Genomic DNA, 22,925 nt, shown 5'->3' on the forward strand with positions numbered 1-22,925 from the left:
CTTCCGTGTTCTATGCTTGAGTTTGGGTCCAATTCTTATCGGCGGAGGTCGCTATGGGGAACGAACAGCAGCACAACAAGCCGGAGCGTGAAGAACCCCGGCAGCCGCGCGAAGACGAAAAGCCGCAAACCTGGAAGCATCCAGACGATGGCACCGAGCTTTCCGAACGTGACCAGGAGCGCCCGCTAAAGCCCTGAGCATCAGGTAAAACGCGGTCTAATTGTGGGAGCGGGCTTGCTCGCGAAGGCGGCGTGTCAGTCAACGGATTCGTCGGCTGAACCATTGCGTTCGCGAGCAAGCCCGCTCCCACATGTTTTTACCGTGCACATAGACGCAGCCCCGCAGCCTTCCTAAACTGCCGCTTGTCTTGGGGAAAGGGGCAGGCGCCGATGAATCGCAATGAATTACGCAAGGCCGATATCAACCTGATGGTGGTCTTCGAAGCACTGATGCTCGAGCGCAATGTGACGCGGGTGGCGGAGAAGCTGTTTCTCGGCCAACCGACCATCAGCTCGGCCCTCAACCGCCTGCGTACCCTGTTCAACGACCCGCTGTTTATTCGTGTGGGCCATCGCATGGAGCCTACGGCGCGCGCCGAGGAGATCATCCAGCACCTGTCGCCGGCCTTGGATTCCCTGTCTTCGGCCCTGAGCCTGACCCATGATTTCGACCCGTCCATCAGCACCATGACTTTCCGCATCGGCCTGTCCGATGACGTGGAGTTCGGCCTGCTGCCACCCTTGCTGCGCGCCTTGCGCCAGGAAGCGCCACAGGTGGTGTTTGTGGTGCAGCATGTGGACTACTGGCGCATTCCCGACCTGCTGGCTTCTGGCGACATTACCGTCGGCATCACCCAAACCCGCGGGCTGCCGGCGAATGCCAAGCGCAAGCTGTTGCGGCACATCCGCCCGTGCCTGCTGCGTGCCGATGCCTCGGACACACCGCTGACCCTCGACGAATATTGCGCACGGCCCCACGTGTTGGTGTCCCACACCGCCAACGTCGCCGGGTTTGCGGATGAGTGGCTGGCAGAGGTGGGCCGCAAACGCCATGTGGTGCTGTCGGTGCCGCAATACAGTTCGTTGCCGGCCTTGCTTGCCGGCACCGACATGATCGCCAGCCTGCCGGATTACACCGCCCAGGCTATGGCTGCCAGCGGGAATCTCTTCTGCGAGCCGTTCCCGTTCGAAACCCCGACCCTGGATTTGTCCATGGTGTGGCTCAGCCATGTCGACACCGACCCGGCGGAACGCTGGATGCGCTCGCGGTTGGAGGCATTCATGAGTGATCGCGGGTTGGTAGCGAATAAAGCCTGAGGCTTATATCCGCGTAAGGGCAGGGGGCGGCTCGAGAACGGCTAATCCTCAACGTGCTCTTCTTGAACGGAGTTGCTAATCAGCGACGTACGCAGAATACGGATGCGTTGCTCGGAGTGATAGGCGCCTGCTTCTGTAAACCTGAGGAATGCTCGCGAGCAACACTTACAGCCCCAGATGCTTGAAATATTATAAGGAAAGAAATCAAAGCAGATAGGCGCGTCTTCAGACCAGAAATGGGTACCGTTCGGGTGGTATTCCTCAAGGCTGAGTTCTTGTGCCCTATCGGTCGAGATTTCGCCTATGAAGCGCAATAGGCTGCTCGCTTCGAGTGTTTTGGGTAAGGTTTCCCACCCCTGCGACAAGCCCCGAACACAAGAGCAGGCAGTAGACTCCAGCGAAGAGCGTTCGGCAATCTGCCTGATATTTTCTGGCGTGAGTATCATTTTTATGCAGTTCCAGGGCGGTAATAGCTCAGATTCGATGCTTGCTTAAAACCAGTTTGTTCAAATAGCTTTCAATTTTGGGTAAAACAAACTGCAATATCTTCGGCATGGTGTGAATAGGCAGTTGGCAGCATGCAAAATACAACGCCATTGTGGGCGATAAGCTGACACCAAGAGCAGACCATAATAGTCCAACATTTCTATTGCCACCGTTGAGTGCCATGGTGAACTTGGAGATCAACGATCCGGGATATAAACAGCCCATGAGAAGCTGCAGGCAGACGTTGATGCAGTAGGCGATAGCGATCATTGAGATGGCCAACGAAGGGGTCTCCAGGATTACCTGCTGCATGCCCGCCATCGTGCCTACTGCAAAGAGGAAAAGCGCGATGACGACAATACCGTCAATAGCCAGGCCGTGCGTGGCGACGAAGGTGTGCGAAAAACGACGTATCAAAATAGCAGCGCCTTCGGCGCCTCCTATCAACACGGCCAGTCTGATCGCCAGATCAACAGGGTTCAAGGAGAGTGAAAGGCCATCAGCGAATAGGTGGAGTATCAGCGGAGCGGTGACAGGGATAATTGCCATTGAGCAGAGTGCAGTCACCAACGACATGGAAGGGTCAAGCCCGAGCATTCTTGCGACGGCTGCATTTCCGCTGGCGGGCGGGGCGGCAACAGCGATGGCTATCGCAAGGGATAGTTCTTGATTGCCGGTGAGGTAAAGCGAAAGCATTCCAAAAATATAAGGGCAAGCCACCACCATCAGGGCTGGAAATATCAGGGATATTTTCAAGTTTCTTGCTGCAGTGATGACTTCAGCGTTGTTAATACGCAGGAGAGTGCCCAAGACAAATATGAACACCATGACGGGGAGCAACGGCCTCGCCAAGTCTGCAAGGTAGGGAATAGCCAATCCAATTGCGCAACCGCATGCAAGTACGGTAGGCCCTCTGCGCGTAATTTCGGGCAGAATTCTATGCATATGAGTGCTCTCGAGGCGACGTCCCTTTCGGGACGCTGCTATTAGGTACGCAGAGTTATTTCAGGTGTGACAGATGGCGGTGGCGAGTTCTTGGATTGCCTCACGACCAGGCGCCCGTCGATCAGAATCGAGGTAATACTCGGAAGGTCACCACTGCTGAAACTTCCAAGTACGCTGGGTTGCGCTCCTCCCAAAGGTCCGCAGGCGATCAGAATGTCGGCTTCTCTTCCGACGCCCAGAATCCCGCGGTTCAACTTTCGCACCTTGGCGGTGTTACCCGTTGCGAAGCAGACGGCCTTTTCCGGTGGAACGTCGCCGAAACTACTGAGCAAGGCAATTGCCCTGAGCATGCCAAGCGCGGGAACTCCACATCCGGCAGGAGAATCTGTGCCAATGACGATACGGTCCAGTTGGTTCATTTCTCGTGCGTAATTCAGGGTGGTGACCGCCGCGAACTCGTTCCCGTTATGTACGATTTCCAAGGCACCCAGACAGCCTTCACACAGGCATCTGATTTGGCTGGGTGCCAGTGCGGTATAGCCGCCATTGATATGCCCGATGATATCGGGCGCAATTTCAAGGATTTCTTCTGCGCCCATGCTCTGGGAGGTAGAAATTGAAGGACCGCCCGTGTGGGTGATCGAGGTCATGCCATGTTTGCGAGCCATTTTGACCAATTCAGCTGCACGACTGACTGACTTGACAGGGCCTATCCCGACCTCTCCCAGTTGGTTGATGCCTTGAGCAACCATTTCGGCGAAGTCCTGATCCGAAAATTCATCGTTGAGCAGTGGCGCGCCGGCTTCCATTTTTATTCCGCTAGGGCGTGCATTGGAGAAAGAGCGCTGCGCTGCGATTGCCATGGCGATAGTACCGAGTCTGTCGGTCGGTAGCCCCGGAACGTGCACTTCCCCGGCAGAGATCATGGTCGTCACGCCGCCCTGCAAGGAGTGCCAGATCCAATTGTGGTTGCCAGAGCGCGGGCTGTACTCACCCAGGGTCGGGTGAGTGTGGTTGTCGATCAAGCCTGGCATGACCGTGCTCTGTTTGGCGTCAATCAGCAGGTCTGCGTGTGAAAAATCTACATCTACCGCCTGACCCACGTAGGTGATCATTCCATCAACACTGACGAGGGTATCTGCAGTAATGAGTGGGGTCGCGAGATCACCCGTGAGAAAAGTGCCTATATTATGAATGATTGACGTATATGGCTTATGGTTCGACATTTAAATTATCTCTTTATATCATCGAGTAACGGGTTCGAAGATTCGCGCGCCACATTTGTTGAATGAGCGGAAGTTCCACAAGTTGTTAGTGATGAACAAGCGCTGGATCCAACGATACGCATGCCCCTCTGGATCGAAACTGGGGGTGAACTTATCACGCGAATGGAGCATGAAACGATTGTTGATGTACACCAACTTGCCAGGTTGAATGTCCAGCGGCCGCGCTACGCTTTTAAGCGCGTTGTAAAACCTCAACAGGGTATTTTGTGCTTCGTGATCAGCGGCAATTACCATGTCCGGGTAAAACGCAGCAGTGACTCTAGGGTGAGTCAGCGGGCCGCTCAGAATTGGGTATACATGAGTTTCTTTCGCGCCTGCGGTACTGTTCCTCCAGCGGTAGGGCTGACGAATGATGAAATGTTTGCCATAGAGGATTTCAATATCGGCCTGTTCCAGAGCCTGAAGGGCTTCCCTCGCATCGGCAACCCAGGTTTTAGGGCCCACCCCGGCAGGGTCACCGCGAACGCCGAGAAGCAAAAGAGCCAGCGGCGAGGTGTCTCCACGGGAGTCATAAGCCTGAAAGGCATTTTCGGTGTGCAGGTCCAACTCCAGGTCCGAACCGTTGCCGGTATACTCGCCTACGGCCTCCGGATGCGGTACCAAGTCATTGACCAGTTTTGGCCCCTCATGCTTGATGGAGTAGGGCTCCGCTATCAAACTGCCCAGGGCAACAAGCACATTTTCAGAAAGATAACCACTTTTGAAGTTCAAGCTATTAGCGTCGCCTTGCGGGCTGCCAAATGTGTCATCAATCGGAAGGTTCTCGAATACACAATAAGAAGCATCGTCATCTTTAAGTGATTCAAGCTTTTTTAGAAGACGTGCGGGAAACTTTTGATAAGCGGTCATCCGAATGAGGTGGATGTAGTCTCGCCCTCCTGTTGGCTCGTAACAAATGTCTATGAGCGCGTCCCGAATACTCTCTTTTTCAACGGCCGTCAGCCAGAAGCTGTTGGCGTCTGCACATGAATCGTCCACACACACTCCTTTAAAGGTCTGATTGATTTGTCATGAGTTGAGTTATAAGTAAATTACGACTTTCAAGCGCTGAGGTGGGGGCTCCGTAAGCACGACCTGACAGTGTCCATGCTTTGATAAGGCCCGACCTGAGTGGGTGATTCAACCTAAGAGCTTATCGGTGTAAGCCCCGGTGAAGTGATGGGTGGTAAATTGGCCATCCGCATCATAGGGTTGTCCTTCATCGGTGCTGATGATTCTTGATAATCGCCCACGATGATAGGCAGTCAAGAAGTTGAAGAATGGCGTGCTTTCTTCTCTTGTGTCAGATACTCCGTAAAGCCTCAACTGTTTGATTATTGCAGCTTCAAGGTGTGGCAACATATACCAAGGGCACGTTGGAAAGCAGTGGTGGGCCGCGTGATAACCAAAGTTCAAAATAATCAGATTGAGGAAGGTGAACTTTCTTGCCACCGGTACGGAGAAGGTATTTTGGATTTCGTAGTGTTTTCCATGGGTTAGCTTTTCTCCCTCCGTATACACCTGCTGGAAAGAATGCTGGAAACAGTCGACGAATCGTACGATGTGTATCCTCAGGAAGGAGGAGGCTTGCCATACCAGCACAAGCATCAGGGAGAACCGGGCAAATGTAGCAAAGGCTACAACGTAAATGCACAGGCTTCCAATACCCCTTGTAACCTCGCGCCTGCGGCCACTGAATATCACAGCGTAAATATTGGTAAGCTTGATCAAATAGTAGAAGGCGGGAAGGTATATTTTTTCTGCAACAATGATCGCACTAAATAGCCTTGGATGAGCGACAGCAAAGTGACCACTATCGAACCCACCGATATCGATTTTTTCGGCATGATGGCGAACATGATCTTTTCTATAGTCTTCAAATGAAAAGAAAGAGAGGCCGTTAAGGAAAGACAACAACTCTCCGACGACAGCATTGACTTTCTTCGACTTGAAAACAGAATTGTGCGCGCAATCGTGGCTCAGGTACCAGGACCAGATCTTCGCAAGGGCAATTAAGATAATCGCGCCGAGTACCGCAACGATCTGTTGAGTATACGCCAGGAATATGCCCCATGCAGTGAAGGTTGCTATCACACTTAGTACCATCACTGATGGCAATAGTTTCCGCTCTTTCGCTATTGAAATAAGCAGGGTTTTCACGTTGGCGTCTTTGATGGCGCGCAGATAATTATCAGCATACAGTAAAGGCATCTCATCACCTTCAAGAGCAAAATTCACTGAAACGCTTATTGAGCTGGTTTGCGGGCTAGCATTGAACAACGGATCATGCCTGGACAGGCGTAATCAGTTCCGTGCGCACTGACGGCGGGCTCGAATATAAGTGCACACACAATGCCAAAGATGTATTGCAGGTGTACGGGTGGCTAGGGTTCTTTTGCTGTTGCATCTGGCGCCAGTGAAGGCGGCACTAGCGAGACCGTAGCGTGAGTATCCGTGCCCGAGGGTTCATCGGCGCTACTGGATTTGTAGCCGATCAGTATCACGCCGACGATGCACAATAAAACACCGGCAATGTTTAAATAGGAGAGTCCTTCTTTAAGCAGAAATACACCGATGAAGCCGAGCGCAATGTTGATAATGGCGCCGGTAACGATATTGCCCGTACTGAGGTCCCATCCACTGCGATACATCATCAAGAAGCCGATTTCCATCATTAAGATGCAAAACGCGATGCCTCCCTGAAGCCAGGTCATTTGCTTCAAGCCCGCGAGTAATGTTCCACTGCCCAAAAAAAACGGCAACATCAAAGTGGACAGAATAACGATCGCCACATAAATACTGACAATTGAAACCAAGGGGTTGATCGTAGACGGTATTTTCTTCATGAGCATGTGATAGCCCACGGTGCCCAGTATCGCTACGATCGCTGAAAGATAGAATGTGTATTCTTTACCTAGCACGTTCAATACTCCTACTAGTTGGGTTCAAGTTCACGAAATGTGGTGGTTTCCAAGAACCTCTGGTCCATGTATTCACCCGCGATGATCGCTCTGTATTTCGCAGGGCTGCCCTCTGCGCAACAGCTGGGCAGGCACTCCACTTTCGCGGTGTAGTCTGGATCCATAAAAAACGCCGCCGAGTGGCGTAATTGGCCAGAGGTATTGATCACTCGATGCAGCGTTGCCTTATAACGGTCATTCGTCCAGCGAGACATTAGATCCCCGACATTGACGACAAAGGCATTTGGGATGGGTTTGACTTTGATCCAGGTGCCGTTAGCACTCTGTACCTCCAACCCCCCGGTGGCACTTTCCGAGATCATGGTTATCCAGCCGAAGTCTGTGTGCTCTCCAGCACCCATCGGCGCTCCCTGTGTATATTGAGTGGAGGGATAACGCAGGACTCTCAATTGGGCCATCGGCTTCTTGAATTTATCATCGAAGTAATCGATCGGCATATTGAGCGCAAGGGCAAATACGTTTAGCAGTTTTTTTCCGAACGTGAGCATTTGCGAGTGATATTCCGTCATCGCAAGCTTGAAGTCGGGCAATTCTTCTGGCCATACATTGGGGCCGTAAAAAGGTAATTTGGCTTTTACGAACGCGTCGTCAAGTGACAAGTCCGCTGCCATGTCAAAACCCTCTTTGACATCGCCCAATATGCCATCCGACTTATCAGCGCCTTCGCTAAAGTAGCCACGCATATAGGGAGATTTATGAATTTCGATTTTTTCCTTGGCCTGAACAGGCAGGTCGAAAAACGATTCTATTTGCGAGAAGACAGTTGAAATAAGCGTGTCATCCACACCGTGATTGACGACGGTGAAGAATCCGACCTCCCTGCATGCCTTGTCGATCTCCTTGACTAGACGTGGTGATATCTCTGCTCCTTGCGTCAAACTACCGACGTCAATGATAGGTATGTTCTTTTCCATGAATGCACCGTTTGATCTAACAAAGGCGCAACGAGACCTACTCCATGAATGCTGAAGTGCACTCTGGGATAGACCGTATATAGGCCAGTGTCATTTATTTAGACTAAGGAATTCCGCCAACCCGCAAGCGCTGTCAGTAAGCATTCGACGTTCTCGATCGGCGCGCCTCCTGTTACAGGCTAGGTGGCGTAGCCTAGAATTCACTTCTATGAAAGCGAAGGCAAATCAGATAAAGTAAGCTTGGCTTAGTTTTTTTACCATGGAAGGGGGATTGATTAATGTTCGCAAAATTGCCGTTGACAGCCATTCGTGCATTTGAATCTGCCGCAAGGCTCGGTGGGTTTAAAGCAGCCTCCGCGGAGTTATTTGTCACCCCAGCGGCAGTATCACAACAAATAAAAACACTTGAAAACTTACTAGGCAGTATGCTTTTTGTACGCACACCCCACGGTGTTCAACTCACTGCGAACGGTGAGAGGCTATATTCAAAGGTGCATCTTTCTTTCCTGGATATAAGCAGTAGTATGTCGTCGCTTAAGCCACCTGCCGACTCCAACACACTCCGAGTTTCTACCACGCCGGCATTTGCATCTTTATGGTTGATTCCTCGGCTGGCGAAATTTTATAGTGAACATCCAGACATCCATGTCAGTGTTGAAACCAATAATGAAGTGGTGGATTTATTTCGTGACTCATCTGTTGATTTAGCTATTCGTTGTGGGTTTCGCGATTTCCCAGACTTGTACAGCCACGCGCTTATGCGCGAACAGTTTGGTGTTTTCTCCCACGCCCATTGGAAGCAAGAAGAAGCTGAAACTTCGTTGAAACTTATAAATATACGTTGGGCTACGTCATCGCCCGCTTCAATTAGTTGGGCGTCCTGGTGCGCGGCTGCGAATCATGAAAGTTGGCTATCAAACGCGGTCTATCGTGAATACAACGATGAGCATTTTGCGCTCCAGGCCGCTATTGCCGGGCATGGCTTGACGTTGGCGAGCACGGTCTTGGCTGCAGACTATGTTGCGAATGGATTGCTGATTCCTTACAGACCCGACATCAAGATCCCGGGCGCGCAGTTTTCAGCTGTGTGCGTGCCGGGGCGTGAGCGTTCAGGGGCCGTAAAGCAGTTTCTGGCATGGATGGTAAAAGTAATAGCAGACTGCCATGCCGATTACCCTGTCGCTCGGGATGACGCGTCGCAGGCTGTCACTAAGCGCCGAACGTCACTGGCTATCTGATCAGGGTGTGGAGAGCTGGAGCAGGCGCGATCCTACAACAAACCCTGATCCGCACACACCTTCACCACTTGTTCCCGAAACCAGGTATTGGCGCTGTCCTGCCCACTGGTTTCGTTCCACTGCATATCCAGGGTGAAGCCCGGCAACCCATTGGGGGCTTCGCAAACGCCGAATGCCGGCGCTGGCGCCAGCAACTTTTGCACACGGCGGGGCAGGGTGACGATGAAATCGGTGCCGGCAATCATCTTCAATGCCGCGCTGTAGCTGTTGGCCCGCGCGATCACTTGGCGTTTGCGGGCCTGGCGCGCGAGCCAGCCGTCGATCATGTTGGTGTCGGAGGTCCACGGCGTGGGGAATACGTGGCGCCGCTCAACGAAGGATTGCAGGCTGAACGCCTGTTCCCTTGGCGCCGAGCGTTGGTCGCACACGCAGACCAAGTCGTCCTCCAACAGCATCTGGGTCTTGAAGTCTTTGTGGGCGCGGTGAAAGTGCGGGCCGAAGCAGATCACCAGGTCCAAGCGACCTTCACGCAGGTCGTCGGCGGGGATCTCGGTTTCCAGCTTCTGCACATTGACGATTACCGGCAGGTCGGCATGGTCGAAGCGCTTGAGCAGGCGCGGCAGGATCAACTGTTCGAAATACTCCGGCGCGCACACATTGAAGGTCACCGCCTGTTGGGTCGGGTCGAACGCCTGGCCACCCGCGTGGCACAGGTTGATGCTTTCCAGAATCTTCTGCACATGCTCGTACATGGTGGTGGCTTTGTACGTAGGACGCATGCCTGCACGGGTGTTGATAAACAGCTCATCTTGAAAACTGGTGCGCAGTTTCTTCAGGCTATAGCTCACGGTGGACTGGCTGACGAACAGCGTTTCGGACACCTCGGTAACGCTGCTCTGGTCGTAGACGGCGATAAACACCATCAAATCCTGCATATCGAGCTTTCTGAGCAAGTTACTGTTTAGCATCGGTTTCGTCCGTAAACCCTTTGTACCGAACTCAGTACAAGACTGAGCAAAATGTTAACGGAACGCTCGTACCAATAGAAAGCTCTGTAGGACCTTTCAATGTTTTGTGTGGGACAAAAAGTGTTTGCAATACGACGTCAGCGGATATGCCATGCGTAATGCGCCGGGTTGAAACGCATGACGATCAGCAGCATCAGCCCGCTCACGGCCATCAATGACCACCAGGCCCATTCGAAGCTGCCCAACTGGTCGCGGATCATGCCGGCGATCAGCGGCGACAGGCCGGCGATCAGATAACCGATGCCCTGCACAAACGCGGTAAGGCCACCGGCGCGGCGCGGGTTGTCGAGGTGGTCCAGGGACAGGATCAGGCTCATCGGGAACAGGCCACCAATGCCCAGGCCGAGCAGGCAGGGCCACAACAGGCTCCAGTGTTGCGGGCTGAGAATGAGGCCGCAAAACCCCAGGATGATCAGCACCAGCAGCACCGCCACCACTGCGCGTTTATCCTGGCGACGGTTGGCGATGGCCGGGGTGACCAGGCCGGAGATCACTTCCATGGCGGTCAAGAAACCCAGCAGCAAGCCGGCATTCTGTTCACTCCAACCCTGCTCGACGTAGTACGGTGCCAGCCACGCCAGCACGCAGGTGTAGGACGCGGTGCCGAGGCCAAAAAAGATCGCCAGCAACCAGGCGCGGCGGTTGCTGAAAAATACCTCCTGGGGCCCCGAACCGGCTTGAGGCAAGGGCGGCAGGGCCGAACGCTGGGCATACCAGAACACCAGGGCCAGCAACGCCAGCACTGCCCAGATCGCCAGGCCGATACGCCAACTGCCGGTCCGGGCTTGTACCAACGGTGAGAACGAAGCTGCCAGGGCCGCGCCGCCCATGATCGCGGTGACATACAGGCCCATGAATAACGAGACATTGGCGCTGAACCGCGACTTGATCAGCGCCGGCATCAACGCCTGGATCAGCGCAATGCCGACTCCCGCGGCAATGGCACTCACGATCAGCTCCAGCGCCGAATCCAGGAACAGCCGCGACACAGTCGCCAGCCCAATCACCAGCAGCGACAGCACAATGCTGCGATGCTCGCCCACGCGCTTGGCCAGGCCCATGCCGAAGAACATCGCCAGGCCCATGGCCATGACCGGCAACATGGTCAGTAAGGCGGCGCTGCTGAAACTCAGCGGCACATCCGCGCGAATCGACGCCAGCAGCGGCCCCACGGCTGCCATCGAGGGGCGCAAGTTGAGGGCGACGAGCACCACGCTGACCATCAGCCATACGGCGGTGGTGGATTTTGCCTGAACGTTTTCCATGGGCTTGCCTTGAATGAACAAGGGCGAATCAGGCCATGCAGCGTGTAGCGGGGCAAATCAGAAAGTCGCAGAGGCTATTGAAAAAAACGATTCAGGCCCCTGCGAACTGTGCAAATTGCCATGGGTACTCAACATCGTCGCTTTTGTCCGGCGTGCCTGTGGTGGTCGGCCGCCAGTCAGTCTGCTGTGCAAGCACAGTCCCCAGGTAGGGACTGGCCGTGTCCAGGATGCGCACGTGGTCCATATCCTCGGCCTCGACAATACCGCGGTCGGGATTGCGCACCGCCCATACCATTGCCGCGAACACCCCCGCAGCGACCTGCAGGCTGGTGGCCGTATTGAACGGCACTAGGGCCCGCGCCTGGTCAACCGACAGCATTGAGCCAAACCAATAGGCATTCAGGGCATGCCCCATGAGCAATACCCCGAGTGCATCGACGCCGCCGGCGGCAACATCATTGCTCATTACCCGTTTAGTGCGCGGAGGCTGCCAGTTGTTACCGATCAATTCATTGATCGACAATAACGCCTCGTCGCAGCAGCGGTAGGCATAGTGCAGTGTGGGCCGATAAATCACATCGCCGTGTTCGCGTAGCGTTAAGCAGTCGGCCAATGAACAGGTTTCATGGTGGGTAATCAGCAGGCCCAGGCAGCTCCCCTCCACAGGTGTCCAGGTTTTCAACGACACGGTGGCGCTGGGCTGATCCAGGTAGATCGAGTTTTTTGAACCGCTGCGATGACGCCGCGCGTCCTTGCGCCAGTTTCGCTCATGGGTGCCCCATGCCAACTCTGCCGGCTGTCCGCCCTCGCTGATAAAGCCGTCGACCGACCAGGTATTGACGAACTCTCCACTTTGTTTGGGCTGGGTGGAGCGTTGCGTATCGTGCTCGGCGATGTGCACCACCTTGACTCCCATCTGCATCGCCAGGCGGGCCCACTGCACTTGACCGTCAGCGACGGGCGCCGGGTGTTTGAGCTCGTCGGCCAATCTCAGAAGGCCGGCCTTGAGCAAGTGCGAAATCAAGCCTGGGTTGGCACCATGGGCCACCACCGCCGTAGGCCCCTCGCCGAGCTGCTTGCGCAGTTTGAGCATCTGCTGGCGCAAGGCGTAATTGGTGCGTCGGGCGCTAGACAGTGATGGGTCGGTATAACCGCCGGCCCAGGGTTCGATACAGGTATCGAGGTACAACACGCCCGCATTCGCGGCATACGTCATCAAGGCGATAGAGCTGACGTCCACGGATAAATTGAGCAGGAAGTCGCCGGGGTCCACATGTCGGTCGAGCAAGTCTTCGTAGTTGTCTTTGTCCAAGTGCGCTTTGATAAAGGCAATGCCCTGGGCTTCAAACCATGGGGATTGGTCAAGGATGGGCGCAATGACGGTGATGGTGCGCAGGATCAGTGTGTCCTGTTGTAGCAATAACGCCAGCGTGGCTTTGGCGATGGAGCCAAAGCCAATCACTACGAGGTTGCCGGAAAATATCGATGCCCTAGCCATGTTGCCTCATTGTGCATTGGCATTGTGCATGGCTTGAGTGTTATGGCTTCGCGCGAGTGCGTCTACTGTCAGAACTCACAGGAAGCGTGAGTGATTCAAGGCTCAAATCCCATTGTGCATCCACAGCTTTTGGTCAATTTCGATGAGTGTCGGTCCCTCTCGATCAGCAGCGGCACGCAATGCGGTACGCAAATGTTCGATGCCACGGATGCTTTCTGCCGCACAGCCCAGGGCCTTGGCCACGCCGATAAAGTCCGGTGTGTAGATGTCCACACCCACCGGCTCGATGGCACGGTTGACCATGTACTTCTTGATCTCTTCATAACCCTGGTTATTCCACAACAGCACGATCACCGGTGTACGCGCCTCCACCGCGCTGGCCAGTTCCGGCAGGGTGAATTGCAGCCCGCCGTCGCCGATCAGGCACACCACCGGTTGGCCATCGCCGCGCCCGAGCCAGGCGCCAATGGCGGCGGGCAGGGCATAACCCAGGGTGCCGTACCCGGTGGAGGCGTTGAACCAGCGGCGTGGGTGGTCGAGGTTCAGGGTCAGGTTGCCGCTGTACACCGGTTGAGTAGAGTCGCCCACGAACACCACGCCGGGCAGTTCCTCCAGAACGGTGTTGAGAAACCGGGTTTGCACACGCGTCGCAGCGTCCCACGTAGGTTCCAGCTCGGCCCACAAGCGGGCGACGCGTGCGGTGCCCCAGTCGGGCGTGCGAGGCGCCAATGGCTGGCGGTTCACTTCGGTGAGCAGGGCCTGGGCGGCGATGCGTGCGTCGGCCACTAGCGCAACGTGAGGCGGGTAGTTGCGCACGGTCTGGTCCGGGTCGATATCAACGCGCAGCAGCGCGCCGGGAATGTCGAAGCCGCCGGCGAAGGTGACGTCGTAATCGGTTTCGGCCAATTCCGTGCCGATGGCCAGCACCACGTCGGCTTCAGCCACCAAGGCACGGGTGGCGATCAGGGTTTGCGTGGAGCCGATTAGCAGCGGATGCGCGGCGGGCAACAGGCCCTTGGCGTTAATGGTCAAGGCCACGGGCGCGCCGAGGGCTTCTGCGAGTCGGGTCAGTTCGGCGGCTGCGTCAATGGCGCCGCCACCGGCCAGGATCAACGGGTGTTTGGCCGCAGCCAGCCTCTGGCTCATCTGCTGCACGGCCCCTGGTGCTGCGCCAGCGCGGGCGACGCTGACAGGCGTGCTGCCCAGCAACGCGTCGGCATTTTCCACCAGTACATCCAGAGGAATCTCGATATGCACCGGGCGCGGCCGGCCGGCCTGGAACACCGCAAACGCCCGCGCCAACACACTTGGCAGCTCCGCCGCCGACATCAAGGTGTGGGAGAACGCCGCCACCCCGGCCACCAGCGCGCTCTGGTTGGGCAGCTCATGCAACTTGCCGCGCCCGCCGCCCAGTTGGCTGCGTGACTGCACGCTGGATATCACCAGCATCGGGATCGAGTCGGCATAGGCTTGGCCCATGGCTGTGGTGATATTGGTCATGCCGGGGCCGGTGATGATAAAGCACACGCCGGGCTTGCCACGGGTGCGCGCATAGCCGTCGGCCATGAAGCCGGCGCCCTGTTCGTGGCGCGGGGTGACGTGCCGGATGCTGGAGCGCGCCAAACCCCGGTACAGCTCCACGGTGTGCACGCCGGGGATGCCGAACACGTGGTCCACGCCGTAGCGTTCCAAAAGGTGCACCAATACTTCGCCGCAGGTCGCCATACAGGTCGCTCTTATGAGGGATTCGAAGCGCTATTGGAGCGGTTGGCTGGTGGCGGCAACAATCGATAAAAAGTCATACTCGCCATGTCCTCCCGTCATGGCTGCGCCCCGATGAAACGCCTCCCACCGTTACCTGCGTTGCACACCTTCTGGGTCACGGCCCAGTGCTGCAACTTCACCCGTGCCGCCGAACACCTGCACATCACCCAGGGCGCGGTGAGTCGGCAGGTGGCTGGGCTGGAAAGCCAGTTGGGCTATGCGTTGTTCCAGCGCCAGGCGCGGGGCTTGAGCCTGACGGACGAGGGGCGCGAATGGCTGGCGTGCGCACAACAGGTGTTCGGCTTGCTCGCTGACGCGGTGGAACATATCGGTGAGCGGCGCCGAACCTTGCAGCTCAAAGCGTCCACCTGCGTGATGCGCTGGTTGTTGCCGCGCTTGCTGCAATGGCAAAAAGAACGCCCGGATGTGCCGGTGGAGCTCACCACGACGGTGGCCTATAACGTCGACTTTCGTCGTGAGACGTTTGACGCGGCGGTGATCTACGGGCCCATCGCCGAGCAGTCCGCCGAGGCGCGGCACTTATTCGACGAGCGCCTAACGCCGGTCTGCGTGCCTGGGTTGTTGGGTAGCTTGCATACGCCTCAGGATTTGCAGCACCAGGTGCTGTTGCATCCGACCCGGGACGAGCGCGACTGGGCGTTGTGGCTCAAGGCTGCCAATGCTTGCTTGAGCGATCCCATCCAACGGCATCACTTCGAAACGTTGGACTTGGCAATGACTGTGGCGTCCCAGGGCACCGGGGTGGCGATGGGCGACAGTGCGTTGATTGGCGAGGATCTGAAGGCGGGGCGGTTGGCGATGCCGTTTGAGCTGCGGGTGTCGACGGGGATGGGGTATTACTTGGTGTATCCGCCGGGCAAGGAACCGTCGGTTGGGTTGGTCGAGCTGATGGATTGGTTGGTCAGTGAGGCCAGTGTGGGATGACCGCCGACGCCTATCTAACTGACTCGCCGCGATCCAACTGTGGGAGCTGGCTTGCCTGCGATGGCGCCCTGAAAGCCGACACCTATCTACCTGACACCCCGACGATCCAGATGTGGGAGCTGGCTTGCCTGCGATGACGCCCTGAAAGCCAACGCCTATTTACCAGACACCCCAACGATCCCACTGTGGGAGCAGGCTTGCCTGCGATGACGCGCTGAAAGCCAACGCCTATCCACCTGACACCCCACGATCTAACTGTGTGCGGGCTTGCTCGCGAAGGCGGCTTGGCGGTCAACACAGTTGGATTGTGTACATATCCATTGCTGCGGTAACGGCCGCTTAGGGTTCCGCTCTGACAGCGGGTCACTTTTGGAAAAGAGCCCCAAAAGTAACCAAAAGGGCTCTTGCCCCACCACTCGGCACCTCGCTTGGGCTCGGTGTGCCCGTAATCCGCCAGTGATTTGGGGGGCCGCCGCCACGCGCCATCCATGGCGCGGGGCGGCTAAACCGGCATCCCTGCCGGTTTACCCCCCAAATCCCTGTCGAATTCCGGCCAGCGTGGTTTGACGGGGCGCTTAAGATCAAGATCAAAAGCAGATCAAGAGCGGCTCGCTTCGCATCGTGGTTAGCGTTGGGTCAGTAGCCGACGGTGAAGCGCTGGCGCGAGTGCTTCGGGTTTTCCACTTCATCCAGCATGGCGATGGCGAAGTCGGCAAAACTGATCGAGCTAGTGCCGTCACTGCTCACCAGCAGATCGTCCTTGCCCAGGCGGAATTTGCCGGTGCGCTGGGTGCCGTCGAACAGGGCCGATGGCGACAGGAAGGTCCAATCCAGCTCCTTTTCCTGGCGCAGCGTTTCCAGGAAGTCAGCCCCGGCACTGGCTTCAGCTTTATATTCAGCCGGGAAGCCTTCGCTGTCGATCACGCGCCCGCCATCGGGTAACAGCAGCGAACCTGCGCCGCCGACCACCAACAAACGTTTCACGCCGGCCTTTTTCACCGGGCCGATCACGGCGCTGGCGGGGAGGGTGGAGAAGTGCGCGGCGCTGATCACCACGTCGCTGCCGCTGATGGCCTGTTGCAAGGCCTCGGCATCCAGGGCATCGGCCTGTTTGACCGTAACGCCAGGGCGCACAGCCAGATTGTCGGTATTGCGGGCGATGGCGGTCACGGTATGCCCGCGACGCAGGGCTTCTTCCAGCAGTTGGCTACCGGCGCGGCCGGTGGCACCAATGATTGCGATCTTGCTCATGATGTTCTCCAACAGGGTTAGGGTTTAAAACCAATCACCACTTCATTTCGCCCTTGGCGACTTTGGCGCTCAGTTCCAGCGAGCTTTCGTCGGCGAGGGTGGGGTAACGTTTTTTCATGGCCGCAATCAGTGCGGCGGAATCCTTGGCCTTGGCGGTTTCGAGGTCGAAGGCCTTGATGTAATCGGCGGTGAAGGTGACCGAGGCCAGCGACGGTTTGCCCAGGTAATGGCCCGGCACCACGGTGTTCGGCTTCAGGTCTTTAATGCGCTTGAGGGTAGCCAACCAGTCTTTATGGGATTGCGCGCTCTGGGTATCGGCCATCCACACGTGGATATTTTCAGCGACCACCACACCACCGACCACGGCCTTGATCGACGGGATCCACACAAAGCTGCGATCCGGCTGCGGGCCGTCAAGGCCAACCACTTCAAGCTGTTGCCCTTCCAGGGTCAGGCTGTGGCCTTTGAGCACTTGCGGCACAAGGGTCTTGGCCGGTTTGTCGGCGCCCATTTTCGGGCCCCAGAAGGCCAGCTTGTCGGCGACGGTGGCGTTGATATGGTCAACCACTGGCTGTGGCGCCAGCACCTTGGCGTCGGGGAACGCGGCGGTCAGGGTGTCGAGGCCGAAGTAGTAGTCCGGGTCGCCATGGCTGATGTAGATGGTGGTCAGGTGCTTGCCGCTGGCGCGGATCTTCTGCACCAGTTGCTCGGCTTGGCCTTTGCCGAATTGCGCATCCACCAGGATCGCGTCTTTCTCGCCGCTCACCAGCACCGAACTGACCGGGAAGATCGCGGCTTCGCCTGGGTTGTACACGTCCAGTGTCAGCTCTGCCGCCGCTGCGTGGGCAGCGAAGGCGAGGGCGGCGGTGGCCAGGGTCAAGCGTTTGAAGGTCGAGAACATCGGGCAGCTCCTGCCATCGGTAAGGGATGCACAGAGCTTAGTTGCATAAAACGCGACAAAAAATGCGATGCTGGGACATAGTTTGTTTCTAAAAGCGGGCAAATCATGGATCGTCTTCAAGCAATGCGCGTATTTGTCACCGTAGTGGACCTGGGTAGCCAATCCGCCGCTGCCGACCACCTTGACCTGTCGCGCCCGGTGGTCTCGCGCTACCTGGCCGAGCTGGAAGACTGGGTGGGCGCACGCCTGCTGCACCGCACCACGCGCAAGCTCAGCCTCACCGCCGCCGGGGGGGAAACGCTGCCACGTTGCCGGCAGTTGTTGGATTTGTGTGGGGATATGCAGGCCGCCGTCAGCGAGCCCGATGACGCGCCCCGCGGCCTGTTGCGCCTGAGCGTCAGCACCTCGTTCGGCCAGGCGCAGCTGGGCGCGGCGATTGCCGAATACGTCAAACGCTACCCGTTGGTGACGGTCGATTTGCAGATGCTCGATCGCACGGTGAACCTGGTGGACGAGCGCATTGACCTGGCGATCCGCACCAGCAACGACCTGGACCCCAACCTGATCGCCCGGCGCCTGACCGTATGTCGCTCGGTGGTGTGCGCCACACCGGCCTATCTGCGCGAGCATCCGGCGCCGCAGAAAGTCGAAGACCTGGCCCGGCACAACTGCCTGACCCACTCTTACTTCGGCAAGAGCCTGTGGCATTTCGAAGAAAATGGCGAACACGTGTCGGTGCCGGTCCACGGCAATATCACGGCCAACGAGGCCAGTACGTTAATGCGCGTGACGCTGGCCGGGGCAGGGGTGGCGATGCTGCCCAGTTACCAGGCCGGTGAACTGATCCGCAGTGGAGAATTGGTACGCTTGCTGCCGCACGCCGAGCCACGGCAAATGAATATTTACGCGGTGTACGCCTCACGCAAACACATGCCCTCGGCGCTGCGCAGCCTCTTGGATTTCCTGGTGCTTCGCTTCCCCGAAGAGCCTGTTTGGGACGTCGGGCTTTGAGCTGAAATAAGCGCGCTGAATGGCATCGCATCATGGCAAGTTGACCTATGCTTTAAACAGCACCCTGTAGATCCGTTCAGAGGTCTGTGCCATGAGCATCAAAACCAGAAAGTACCTGACCATTTTCACCCTCTGCGCATTGGCGACAGCGCTGTATGGGACTGCCGCCTACCGCGTCGAGCAAACACGCATGCAGCCGGCGGCGTTCGCCATCAGCTGCCATCAGGACCAATGCGTTCCGCGCACCGGCAGTTTCAGCGCACTCAGGTAGGCTGCTCGGCCTTCAGTTGCTCCCGAAACGCCTTGGGTGAAAACCCGACCCTGCGGCGAAACAGGCGTGAGAAGTTGGTCGGGTCGGAAAAGCCCAACACCTCGGACATCTCGTTGATGGTCATGCTGGTGTAGGTCAGCAGGCGCTTGGCTTCCAGCAACTGGCGGTCATGCATGATCTGCAACGCCGGTTGCCCACCCAACTCCCGACACGTTCCGTTCAAGTGTGAGACCGAGATACCCAGCTTGTGGGCCAGGTCTTCAATCTTGGGGTGTTCGCGGTAATGCTGTTCGACCAGTTGCGTAAACCGGCGAAAGTACTCACGCCCGCGCGGTGCGCGTGGATGGCGGCGTTGGATCGCCTGACGGCTGACCCATACCAGCAACACGCTGACCAGGGCGTGCAGCATCATGTCCCGTGCCGGTTGGTCATCGGCGTATTCGTCCTGCAAACGCATGAACAGGCTGTTCAAGTAATCGCTGTCCTTGCCCGCCGGGTAACTGCCCAGGGTGTGCAGCCCATCGACGGTAGAGCCCAGTTGCGCCTGCAAGTGGCTGACCAGCGGCGCCGAAAGCGTCACCACGAACCCCTCCACATCTTCGGAAAAACGAAAGCCATGCACGCACAGCGGTGGCAGCACTTGCAGGCTCGACTCGTTGAGCGTGGTGCGCTGGCCTTCGATTTCCAGTTGTGCCTGGCCTTTGTGTACATACAGCAACTGGCACAGGTCCGCGTGCCGGTGGGGCTGGATTTCCCACTGGTATTCCCGACTGCGCCGGGAAATGGTTTCGCAGTGCAACAAATCGGGAGTCGGCCACTGCTGGCTTTCCCCGTAAAGCTTGAAGACCGGAATCGCGGTTTTGGTCATGGTTTCAATCCGATACTCAGGATAATGGTTCGGTAATCGCCCCGATTGGCGAAAAGCACAGGTTTTGACGCAGTTTTCACCTTCTTATGCGGCTCGCTCAAGTGAAAAATGTCAGCCATAAGAGCAATGACAACTCTTTCACTCCATACGTTCGCGTGAAGCTTGAAGGCCATAAAAATAATGAAAACCCTTAAAACTCAAGTCGCCATTATTGGCGCCGGTCCTTCCGGATTGCTGCTCGGCCAACTGTTGCACAACGCTGGCATCCAAACCCTTGTTCTAGAGCGCCAGAGCGCCGATTACGTGCAAGGCCGTATCCGCGCCGGTGTGTTGGAACAGGGCATGGTCGACCTGCTGCGCGAAGCCGGCGTCAGCCAACGCATGGACGCCGAAGGTTTGGTGCACGACGGGTTTGACATTGCCCTCAATGGCCAACTTACCTCCATCGACCTCAAGGCCTTGACCGGCGGCCAGTCGGTGATGATCTACGGCCAGACCGAGGTCACCCGCGACCTGATGGCCGCCCGCGCAGCCGCCGGTGCCAACACCCTGTACGAAGCCTCCGATGTTCAACCCCATGACCTGAAAAGTGAACAGCCGTGGCTGACCTTCGAGCATGAAGGCCAAGCCTATCGCCTGGAGTGCGACTACATTGCCGGCTGCGACGGTTTCCATGGCGTGGCCCGCCAGTCGATACCGGCGCAAGCGCTGAAGGTGTTCGAGCGGATCTACCCCTTCGGCTGGCTGGGTGTGCTGGCTGATACGCCGCCGGTACATGCCGAGCTGGTGTACGCCAAACATGCGCGGGGTTTTGCGCTGTGCAGCATGCGGTCGCCGACCCGCAGCCGTTACTACCTGCAAGTGCCGGTCGAAGAGAAGCTGGAAGACTGGGCGGATGAACGTTTCTGGGATGAACTCAAAAGCCGCCTGCCCGGCTCATTGGCCGAACAATTGGTGACCGGCCCCTCGATCGAAAAAAGCATCGCGCCGCTGCGCAGCTTTGTGGTGGAACCGATGCAGTACGGGCGCCTGTTCCTGCTCGGCGATGCCGCGCACATTGTGCCGCCCACCGGCGCCAAGGGCTTGAACCTGGCGGCCAGTGATGTGAGCACCTTGTTCCGCATCTTGCTCAAGGTGTACCGCGAAGGGCGCCTGGACTTGCTGGAAAAATACTCGGCCATCTGCCTGCGCCGGGTGTGGAAAGCCGAGCGGTTTTCCTGGTGGATGACCTCGATGCTGCATCAATTCCCACAGGCGGACGCCTTCAGCCAGCGCATTGCTGAAAGCGAGCTGGACTATTTCATTCACTCCCAGGCCGGGCGCAAAACCATCGCAGAAAATTACGTCGGCCTTCCTTACGAGCCTATCGAATAGCCTGCTATCGTATCGAGCATTCCCACCGGTGACCGTTGCCTGTGGGCCCTGCTCGAAGGTTCTGCCGTGACACACCTCAATCAGCCCGCTCCAACCGTTCCCGCCGTGCGCAGTATCCTGGTCGCGCTGATGATGGCGATTTTCCTGGGTGCCCTGGACCAGACCATCGTCGCCGTGTCCATGCCGGCCATTTCTGCGCAGTTCCATGACGTCAACCTGCTGGCCTGGGTGATCTCCGGCTACATGGTGGCGATGACCGTGGCGGTGCCGATCTACGGCAAGCTGGGTGACCTGTATGGGCGTCGGCCCATGATGCTGATCGGCATGGGCGTGTTCACCCTGGCGTCGCTGTTCTGTGGCCTGGCCCAAAGCATGGAGCAACTGGTGCTGGCGCGGGTGCTGCAGGGCATCGGTGCCGGCGGGATGATCTCGGTGAGCCAGGCGATCATTGGCGACATCATCCCCCCTCGCGAACGGGGGCGTTATCAGGGTTATTTCAGCAGCATGTACGCGGTGGCCAGCGTGGCCGGGCCGGTGCTGGGCGGCTATATGACCGAGTACCTGTCGTGGCGCTGGGTGTTTTTGATCAACCTGCCACTGGGTGCCGGCGCCTGGTACGTGGCCCATCGCACCCTGGTGGGGCTGCCGGTGCCGCAGCGCAAGCCCATCATCGATTACCTCGGCACGGTGCTGATGATCATCGGCTTGACCGCCTTGTTGCTGGGCATCACCGAAATCGGCCAGGGCCATTCATGGCATGACGATCACGTGCTGGGGTTGTTGGCCTGCGCACTGCTGGCGCTGACTGCGTTTGTGTGGCACGAACGCCGCGCGCGGGAACCGTTGTTGCCCATGCACTTGTTTACCAACCGCAGCGCGGTGTTGTGCTGGTGCACGATTTTCGTCACCAGCTTCCAGGCGATTTCCCTGACGGTGCTGATGCCGCTCCGTTACCAGACCGTGACCGGCGCCGGTGCCGACAGCGCGGCCCTGCACTTGCTGCCGTTGGCGATGGGCTTGCCGATGGGCGCGTATTTCGCCGGGCGCATGACCTCGGTGACTGGCCGCTATAAACCGATGATCCTCAGCGGCGCGTTGTTGAGCCCACTGGCGATTCTCGGCATGGCCTACAGCGCGCCCCAGGCGGTGGCGCTCACCAGCGTATTCATGTTGTTGTGCGGAATCGCCGCCGGCATGCAGTTCCCGACCTCGTTGGTGGGTACGCAGAACTCGGTGGAGCAGCGGGACATCGGTGTCGCTACCAGCACCACCAACCTGTTCCGCTCCCTGGGCGGGGCAGTGGGAGTGGCCTGCATGTCGGCGTTGCTGCTGGCGCTGTTGCACGATTCCAGCTTCGCCCATCTGGCAAACGGCGCACTGATGGCCGAAGGCAGTTCCGGCAACGTACTGCTCGACGGCCTCAACGCCGCACCCGGCCCGGCGCAGGATGCGTTGCGCGGCGAGCTGGCGGTGACGTTCCGGCATTTGTTGACGGTGAGTGCGGCGGTGTCGCTGCTGGGGTTGGCGGCTGCGATAGCGATGCCAAACCGAGTGCTGCGCGGCCGTGAAGACAAAGTTAGATAAGCGGACGCGGAGCGTCCCAG

General features: G+C 57.6%; 21 protein-coding genes. 8 read left to right on the top strand and 13 right to left on the bottom strand.

What is annotated here, in order from left to right; translation table 11 throughout:
- The first annotated feature begins 53 nt into the window (after positions 1-53).
- Both V8689_RS07655 and V8689_RS07660 read left to right on the top strand, forming a co-directional pair.
- On the top strand, positions 54-197 hold the full coding sequence (locus V8689_RS07655) for a hypothetical protein (protein WP_003189552.1): 144 nt from the start codon (positions 54-56) through the stop codon (positions 195-197).
- Between the two features lie 192 nt (positions 198-389).
- Positions 390-1,316: a LysR substrate-binding domain-containing protein gene (locus V8689_RS07660; protein WP_003189553.1), complete on the top strand. Its 927-nt coding sequence runs from the start codon at positions 390-392 to the stop codon at positions 1,314-1,316.
- A gap of 474 nt (positions 1,317-1,790) precedes the next feature.
- Here the strand turns inward: V8689_RS07660 and V8689_RS07665 are convergent, their stop codons facing one another.
- From V8689_RS07665 to V8689_RS07690, 6 genes are all read right to left on the bottom strand, one after another.
- The gene (locus V8689_RS07665; RefSeq protein ID WP_056791696.1) at positions 1,791-2,747 is read right to left on the bottom strand and encodes a hypothetical protein; all 957 of its coding nucleotides are present in this window, start codon (positions 2,745-2,747) and stop codon (positions 1,791-1,793) included.
- Between the two features lie 41 nt (positions 2,748-2,788).
- Positions 2,789-3,973 carry an amidohydrolase family protein gene (locus tag V8689_RS07670; protein WP_056791699.1) on the bottom strand — a complete coding sequence of 395 codons (1,185 nt, stop codon included), beginning with the start codon at positions 3,971-3,973 and terminating at the stop codon, positions 2,789-2,791.
- A gap of 18 nt (positions 3,974-3,991) precedes the next feature.
- A complete protein-coding gene (locus V8689_RS07675; protein WP_081089414.1) occupies positions 3,992-5,011 on the bottom strand; it encodes a TauD/TfdA family dioxygenase in 1,020 nt (339 codons plus the stop codon).
- Positions 5,012-5,152: 141 nt separating this feature from the next.
- Positions 5,153-6,250 (bottom strand): fatty acid desaturase family protein, encoded by a 1,098-nt coding sequence (locus V8689_RS07680; RefSeq protein ID WP_434520697.1) that lies wholly within the window; start codon positions 6,248-6,250, stop codon positions 5,153-5,155.
- 146 nt (positions 6,251-6,396) lie between these two features.
- Positions 6,397-6,933 carry a hypothetical protein gene (locus tag V8689_RS07685; RefSeq protein WP_056791704.1) on the bottom strand — a complete coding sequence of 179 codons (537 nt, stop codon included), beginning with the start codon at positions 6,931-6,933 and terminating at the stop codon, positions 6,397-6,399.
- A 14-nt stretch (positions 6,934-6,947) separates the two neighbouring features.
- Positions 6,948-7,907, bottom strand: coding sequence for an isopenicillin N synthase family dioxygenase (locus tag V8689_RS07690; RefSeq protein WP_056791707.1), 960 nt, complete (start codon positions 7,905-7,907; stop codon positions 6,948-6,950).
- 278 nt (positions 7,908-8,185) lie between these two features.
- Between V8689_RS07690 and V8689_RS07695 the strand changes: the two genes are divergently transcribed.
- Complete coding sequence (locus V8689_RS07695; RefSeq protein WP_081089415.1) at positions 8,186-9,145, top strand: LysR substrate-binding domain-containing protein; 960 nt, start codon at positions 8,186-8,188, stop codon at positions 9,143-9,145.
- 32 nt (positions 9,146-9,177) lie between these two features.
- Here V8689_RS07695 and V8689_RS07700 read toward each other — a convergent pair whose 3' ends face one another.
- The 4 genes from V8689_RS07700 to V8689_RS07715 form a co-directional block, all read right to left on the bottom strand.
- Complete coding sequence (locus V8689_RS07700; protein WP_056791710.1) at positions 9,178-10,113, bottom strand: LysR family transcriptional regulator; 936 nt, start codon at positions 10,111-10,113, stop codon at positions 9,178-9,180.
- A gap of 137 nt (positions 10,114-10,250) precedes the next feature.
- The gene (locus V8689_RS07705) at positions 10,251-11,438 is read right to left on the bottom strand and encodes a cyanate transporter (RefSeq protein ID WP_056791713.1); all 1,188 of its coding nucleotides are present in this window, start codon (positions 11,436-11,438) and stop codon (positions 10,251-10,253) included.
- A gap of 91 nt (positions 11,439-11,529) precedes the next feature.
- Entirely contained in the window at positions 11,530-12,936 is a 1,407-nt protein-coding gene (locus V8689_RS07710) for a saccharopine dehydrogenase C-terminal domain-containing protein (protein WP_056791716.1), read from the bottom strand.
- 102 nt (positions 12,937-13,038) lie between these two features.
- Positions 13,039-14,661 (bottom strand): 5-guanidino-2-oxopentanoate decarboxylase, encoded by a 1,623-nt coding sequence (locus V8689_RS07715; protein ID WP_056791719.1) that lies wholly within the window; start codon positions 14,659-14,661, stop codon positions 13,039-13,041.
- Positions 14,662-14,772: 111 nt separating this feature from the next.
- On the opposite strand from V8689_RS07715, the gene V8689_RS07720 reads away from it, so the two are divergent.
- Positions 14,773-15,645 (top strand): LysR substrate-binding domain-containing protein, encoded by an 873-nt coding sequence (locus V8689_RS07720; protein WP_056791724.1) that lies wholly within the window; start codon positions 14,773-14,775, stop codon positions 15,643-15,645.
- Between the two features lie 636 nt (positions 15,646-16,281).
- Here the strand turns inward: V8689_RS07720 and V8689_RS07725 are convergent.
- Complete coding sequence (locus V8689_RS07725; protein WP_056791726.1) at positions 16,282-16,896, bottom strand: NAD(P)-dependent oxidoreductase; 615 nt, start codon at positions 16,894-16,896, stop codon at positions 16,282-16,284.
- Positions 16,897-16,930: 34 nt separating this feature from the next.
- Positions 16,931-17,797 carry an MBL fold metallo-hydrolase gene (locus V8689_RS07730; protein ID WP_056791728.1) on the bottom strand — a complete coding sequence of 289 codons (867 nt, stop codon included), beginning with the start codon at positions 17,795-17,797 and terminating at the stop codon, positions 16,931-16,933.
- 105 nt (positions 17,798-17,902) lie between these two features.
- Here V8689_RS07730 and V8689_RS07735 point away from each other — a divergent pair, with 105 nt between their 5' ends.
- Together V8689_RS07735 and V8689_RS07740 are read left to right on the top strand one after the other, a co-directional pair.
- A complete protein-coding gene (locus V8689_RS07735; RefSeq protein ID WP_044273488.1) occupies positions 17,903-18,808 on the top strand; it encodes a LysR family transcriptional regulator in 906 nt (301 codons plus the stop codon).
- A 91-nt stretch (positions 18,809-18,899) separates the two neighbouring features.
- Positions 18,900-19,079: a hypothetical protein gene (locus V8689_RS07740; RefSeq protein ID WP_003189580.1), complete on the top strand. Its 180-nt coding sequence runs from the start codon at positions 18,900-18,902 to the stop codon at positions 19,077-19,079.
- Here V8689_RS07740 and V8689_RS07745 read toward each other — a convergent pair.
- Positions 19,072-19,947, bottom strand: coding sequence for a helix-turn-helix domain-containing protein (locus tag V8689_RS07745; RefSeq protein WP_003189581.1), 876 nt, complete (start codon positions 19,945-19,947; stop codon positions 19,072-19,074). The genes V8689_RS07740 and V8689_RS07745 overlap by 8 nt on opposite strands.
- Positions 19,948-20,127: 180 nt before the next feature.
- Between V8689_RS07745 and pobA the strand changes: the two genes are divergently transcribed.
- Together pobA and V8689_RS07755 are read left to right on the top strand one after the other, a co-directional pair.
- Positions 20,128-21,321 (top strand): 4-hydroxybenzoate 3-monooxygenase, encoded by a 1,194-nt coding sequence (pobA, locus tag V8689_RS07750; RefSeq protein ID WP_056791730.1) that lies wholly within the window; start codon positions 20,128-20,130, stop codon positions 21,319-21,321.
- 66 nt (positions 21,322-21,387) lie between these two features.
- The gene (locus V8689_RS07755) at positions 21,388-22,905 is read left to right on the top strand and encodes an MDR family MFS transporter (RefSeq protein ID WP_056791733.1); all 1,518 of its coding nucleotides are present in this window, start codon (positions 21,388-21,390) and stop codon (positions 22,903-22,905) included.
- Positions 22,906-22,925 lie beyond the last annotated feature (20 nt).

It is taken from the genome of Pseudomonas sp. AK181, from assembly GCF_051122975.1.
Taxonomy (GTDB): domain Bacteria; phylum Pseudomonadota; class Gammaproteobacteria; order Pseudomonadales; family Pseudomonadaceae; genus Aquipseudomonas; species Aquipseudomonas lactis.

Bases quoted from the DNA above. Each gene is read 5' to 3' on its own strand.
- V8689_RS07655 (WP_003189552.1), top strand. From the start codon at position 54: ATGGGGAACGAACAGCAGCACAACAAGCCGGAGCGTGAAGAACCCCGG.
- V8689_RS07660 (WP_003189553.1), top strand. From the start codon at position 390: ATGAATCGCAATGAATTACGCAAGGCCGATATCAACCTGATGGTGGTC.
- V8689_RS07665 (WP_056791696.1), bottom strand. From the start codon at position 2,747: ATGCATAGAATTCTGCCCGAAATTACGCGCAGAGGGCCTACCGTACTT.
- V8689_RS07670 (WP_056791699.1), bottom strand. From the start codon at position 3,973: ATGTCGAACCATAAGCCATATACGTCAATCATTCATAATATAGGCACT.
- V8689_RS07690 (WP_056791707.1), bottom strand. From the start codon at position 7,907: ATGGAAAAGAACATACCTATCATTGACGTCGGTAGTTTGACGCAAGGA.
- V8689_RS07695 (WP_081089415.1), top strand. From the start codon at position 8,186: ATGTTCGCAAAATTGCCGTTGACAGCCATTCGTGCATTTGAATCTGCC.
- V8689_RS07700 (WP_056791710.1), bottom strand. From the start codon at position 10,113: ATGCTAAACAGTAACTTGCTCAGAAAGCTCGATATGCAGGATTTGATG.
- V8689_RS07705 (WP_056791713.1), bottom strand. From the start codon at position 11,438: ATGGAAAACGTTCAGGCAAAATCCACCACCGCCGTATGGCTGATGGTC.
- V8689_RS07710 (WP_056791716.1), bottom strand. From the start codon at position 12,936: ATGGCTAGGGCATCGATATTTTCCGGCAACCTCGTAGTGATTGGCTTT.
- V8689_RS07715 (WP_056791719.1), bottom strand. From the start codon at position 14,661: ATGGCGACCTGCGGCGAAGTATTGGTGCACCTTTTGGAACGCTACGGC.
- V8689_RS07720 (WP_056791724.1), top strand. From the start codon at position 14,773: ATGAAACGCCTCCCACCGTTACCTGCGTTGCACACCTTCTGGGTCACG.
- V8689_RS07725 (WP_056791726.1), bottom strand. From the start codon at position 16,896: ATGAGCAAGATCGCAATCATTGGTGCCACCGGCCGCGCCGGTAGCCAA.
- V8689_RS07730 (WP_056791728.1), bottom strand. From the start codon at position 17,797: ATGTTCTCGACCTTCAAACGCTTGACCCTGGCCACCGCCGCCCTCGCC.
- V8689_RS07735 (WP_044273488.1), top strand. From the start codon at position 17,903: ATGGATCGTCTTCAAGCAATGCGCGTATTTGTCACCGTAGTGGACCTG.
- V8689_RS07740 (WP_003189580.1), top strand. From the start codon at position 18,900: ATGAGCATCAAAACCAGAAAGTACCTGACCATTTTCACCCTCTGCGCA.
- V8689_RS07745 (WP_003189581.1), bottom strand. From the start codon at position 19,947: ATGACCAAAACCGCGATTCCGGTCTTCAAGCTTTACGGGGAAAGCCAG.
- pobA (WP_056791730.1), top strand. From the start codon at position 20,128: ATGAAAACCCTTAAAACTCAAGTCGCCATTATTGGCGCCGGTCCTTCC.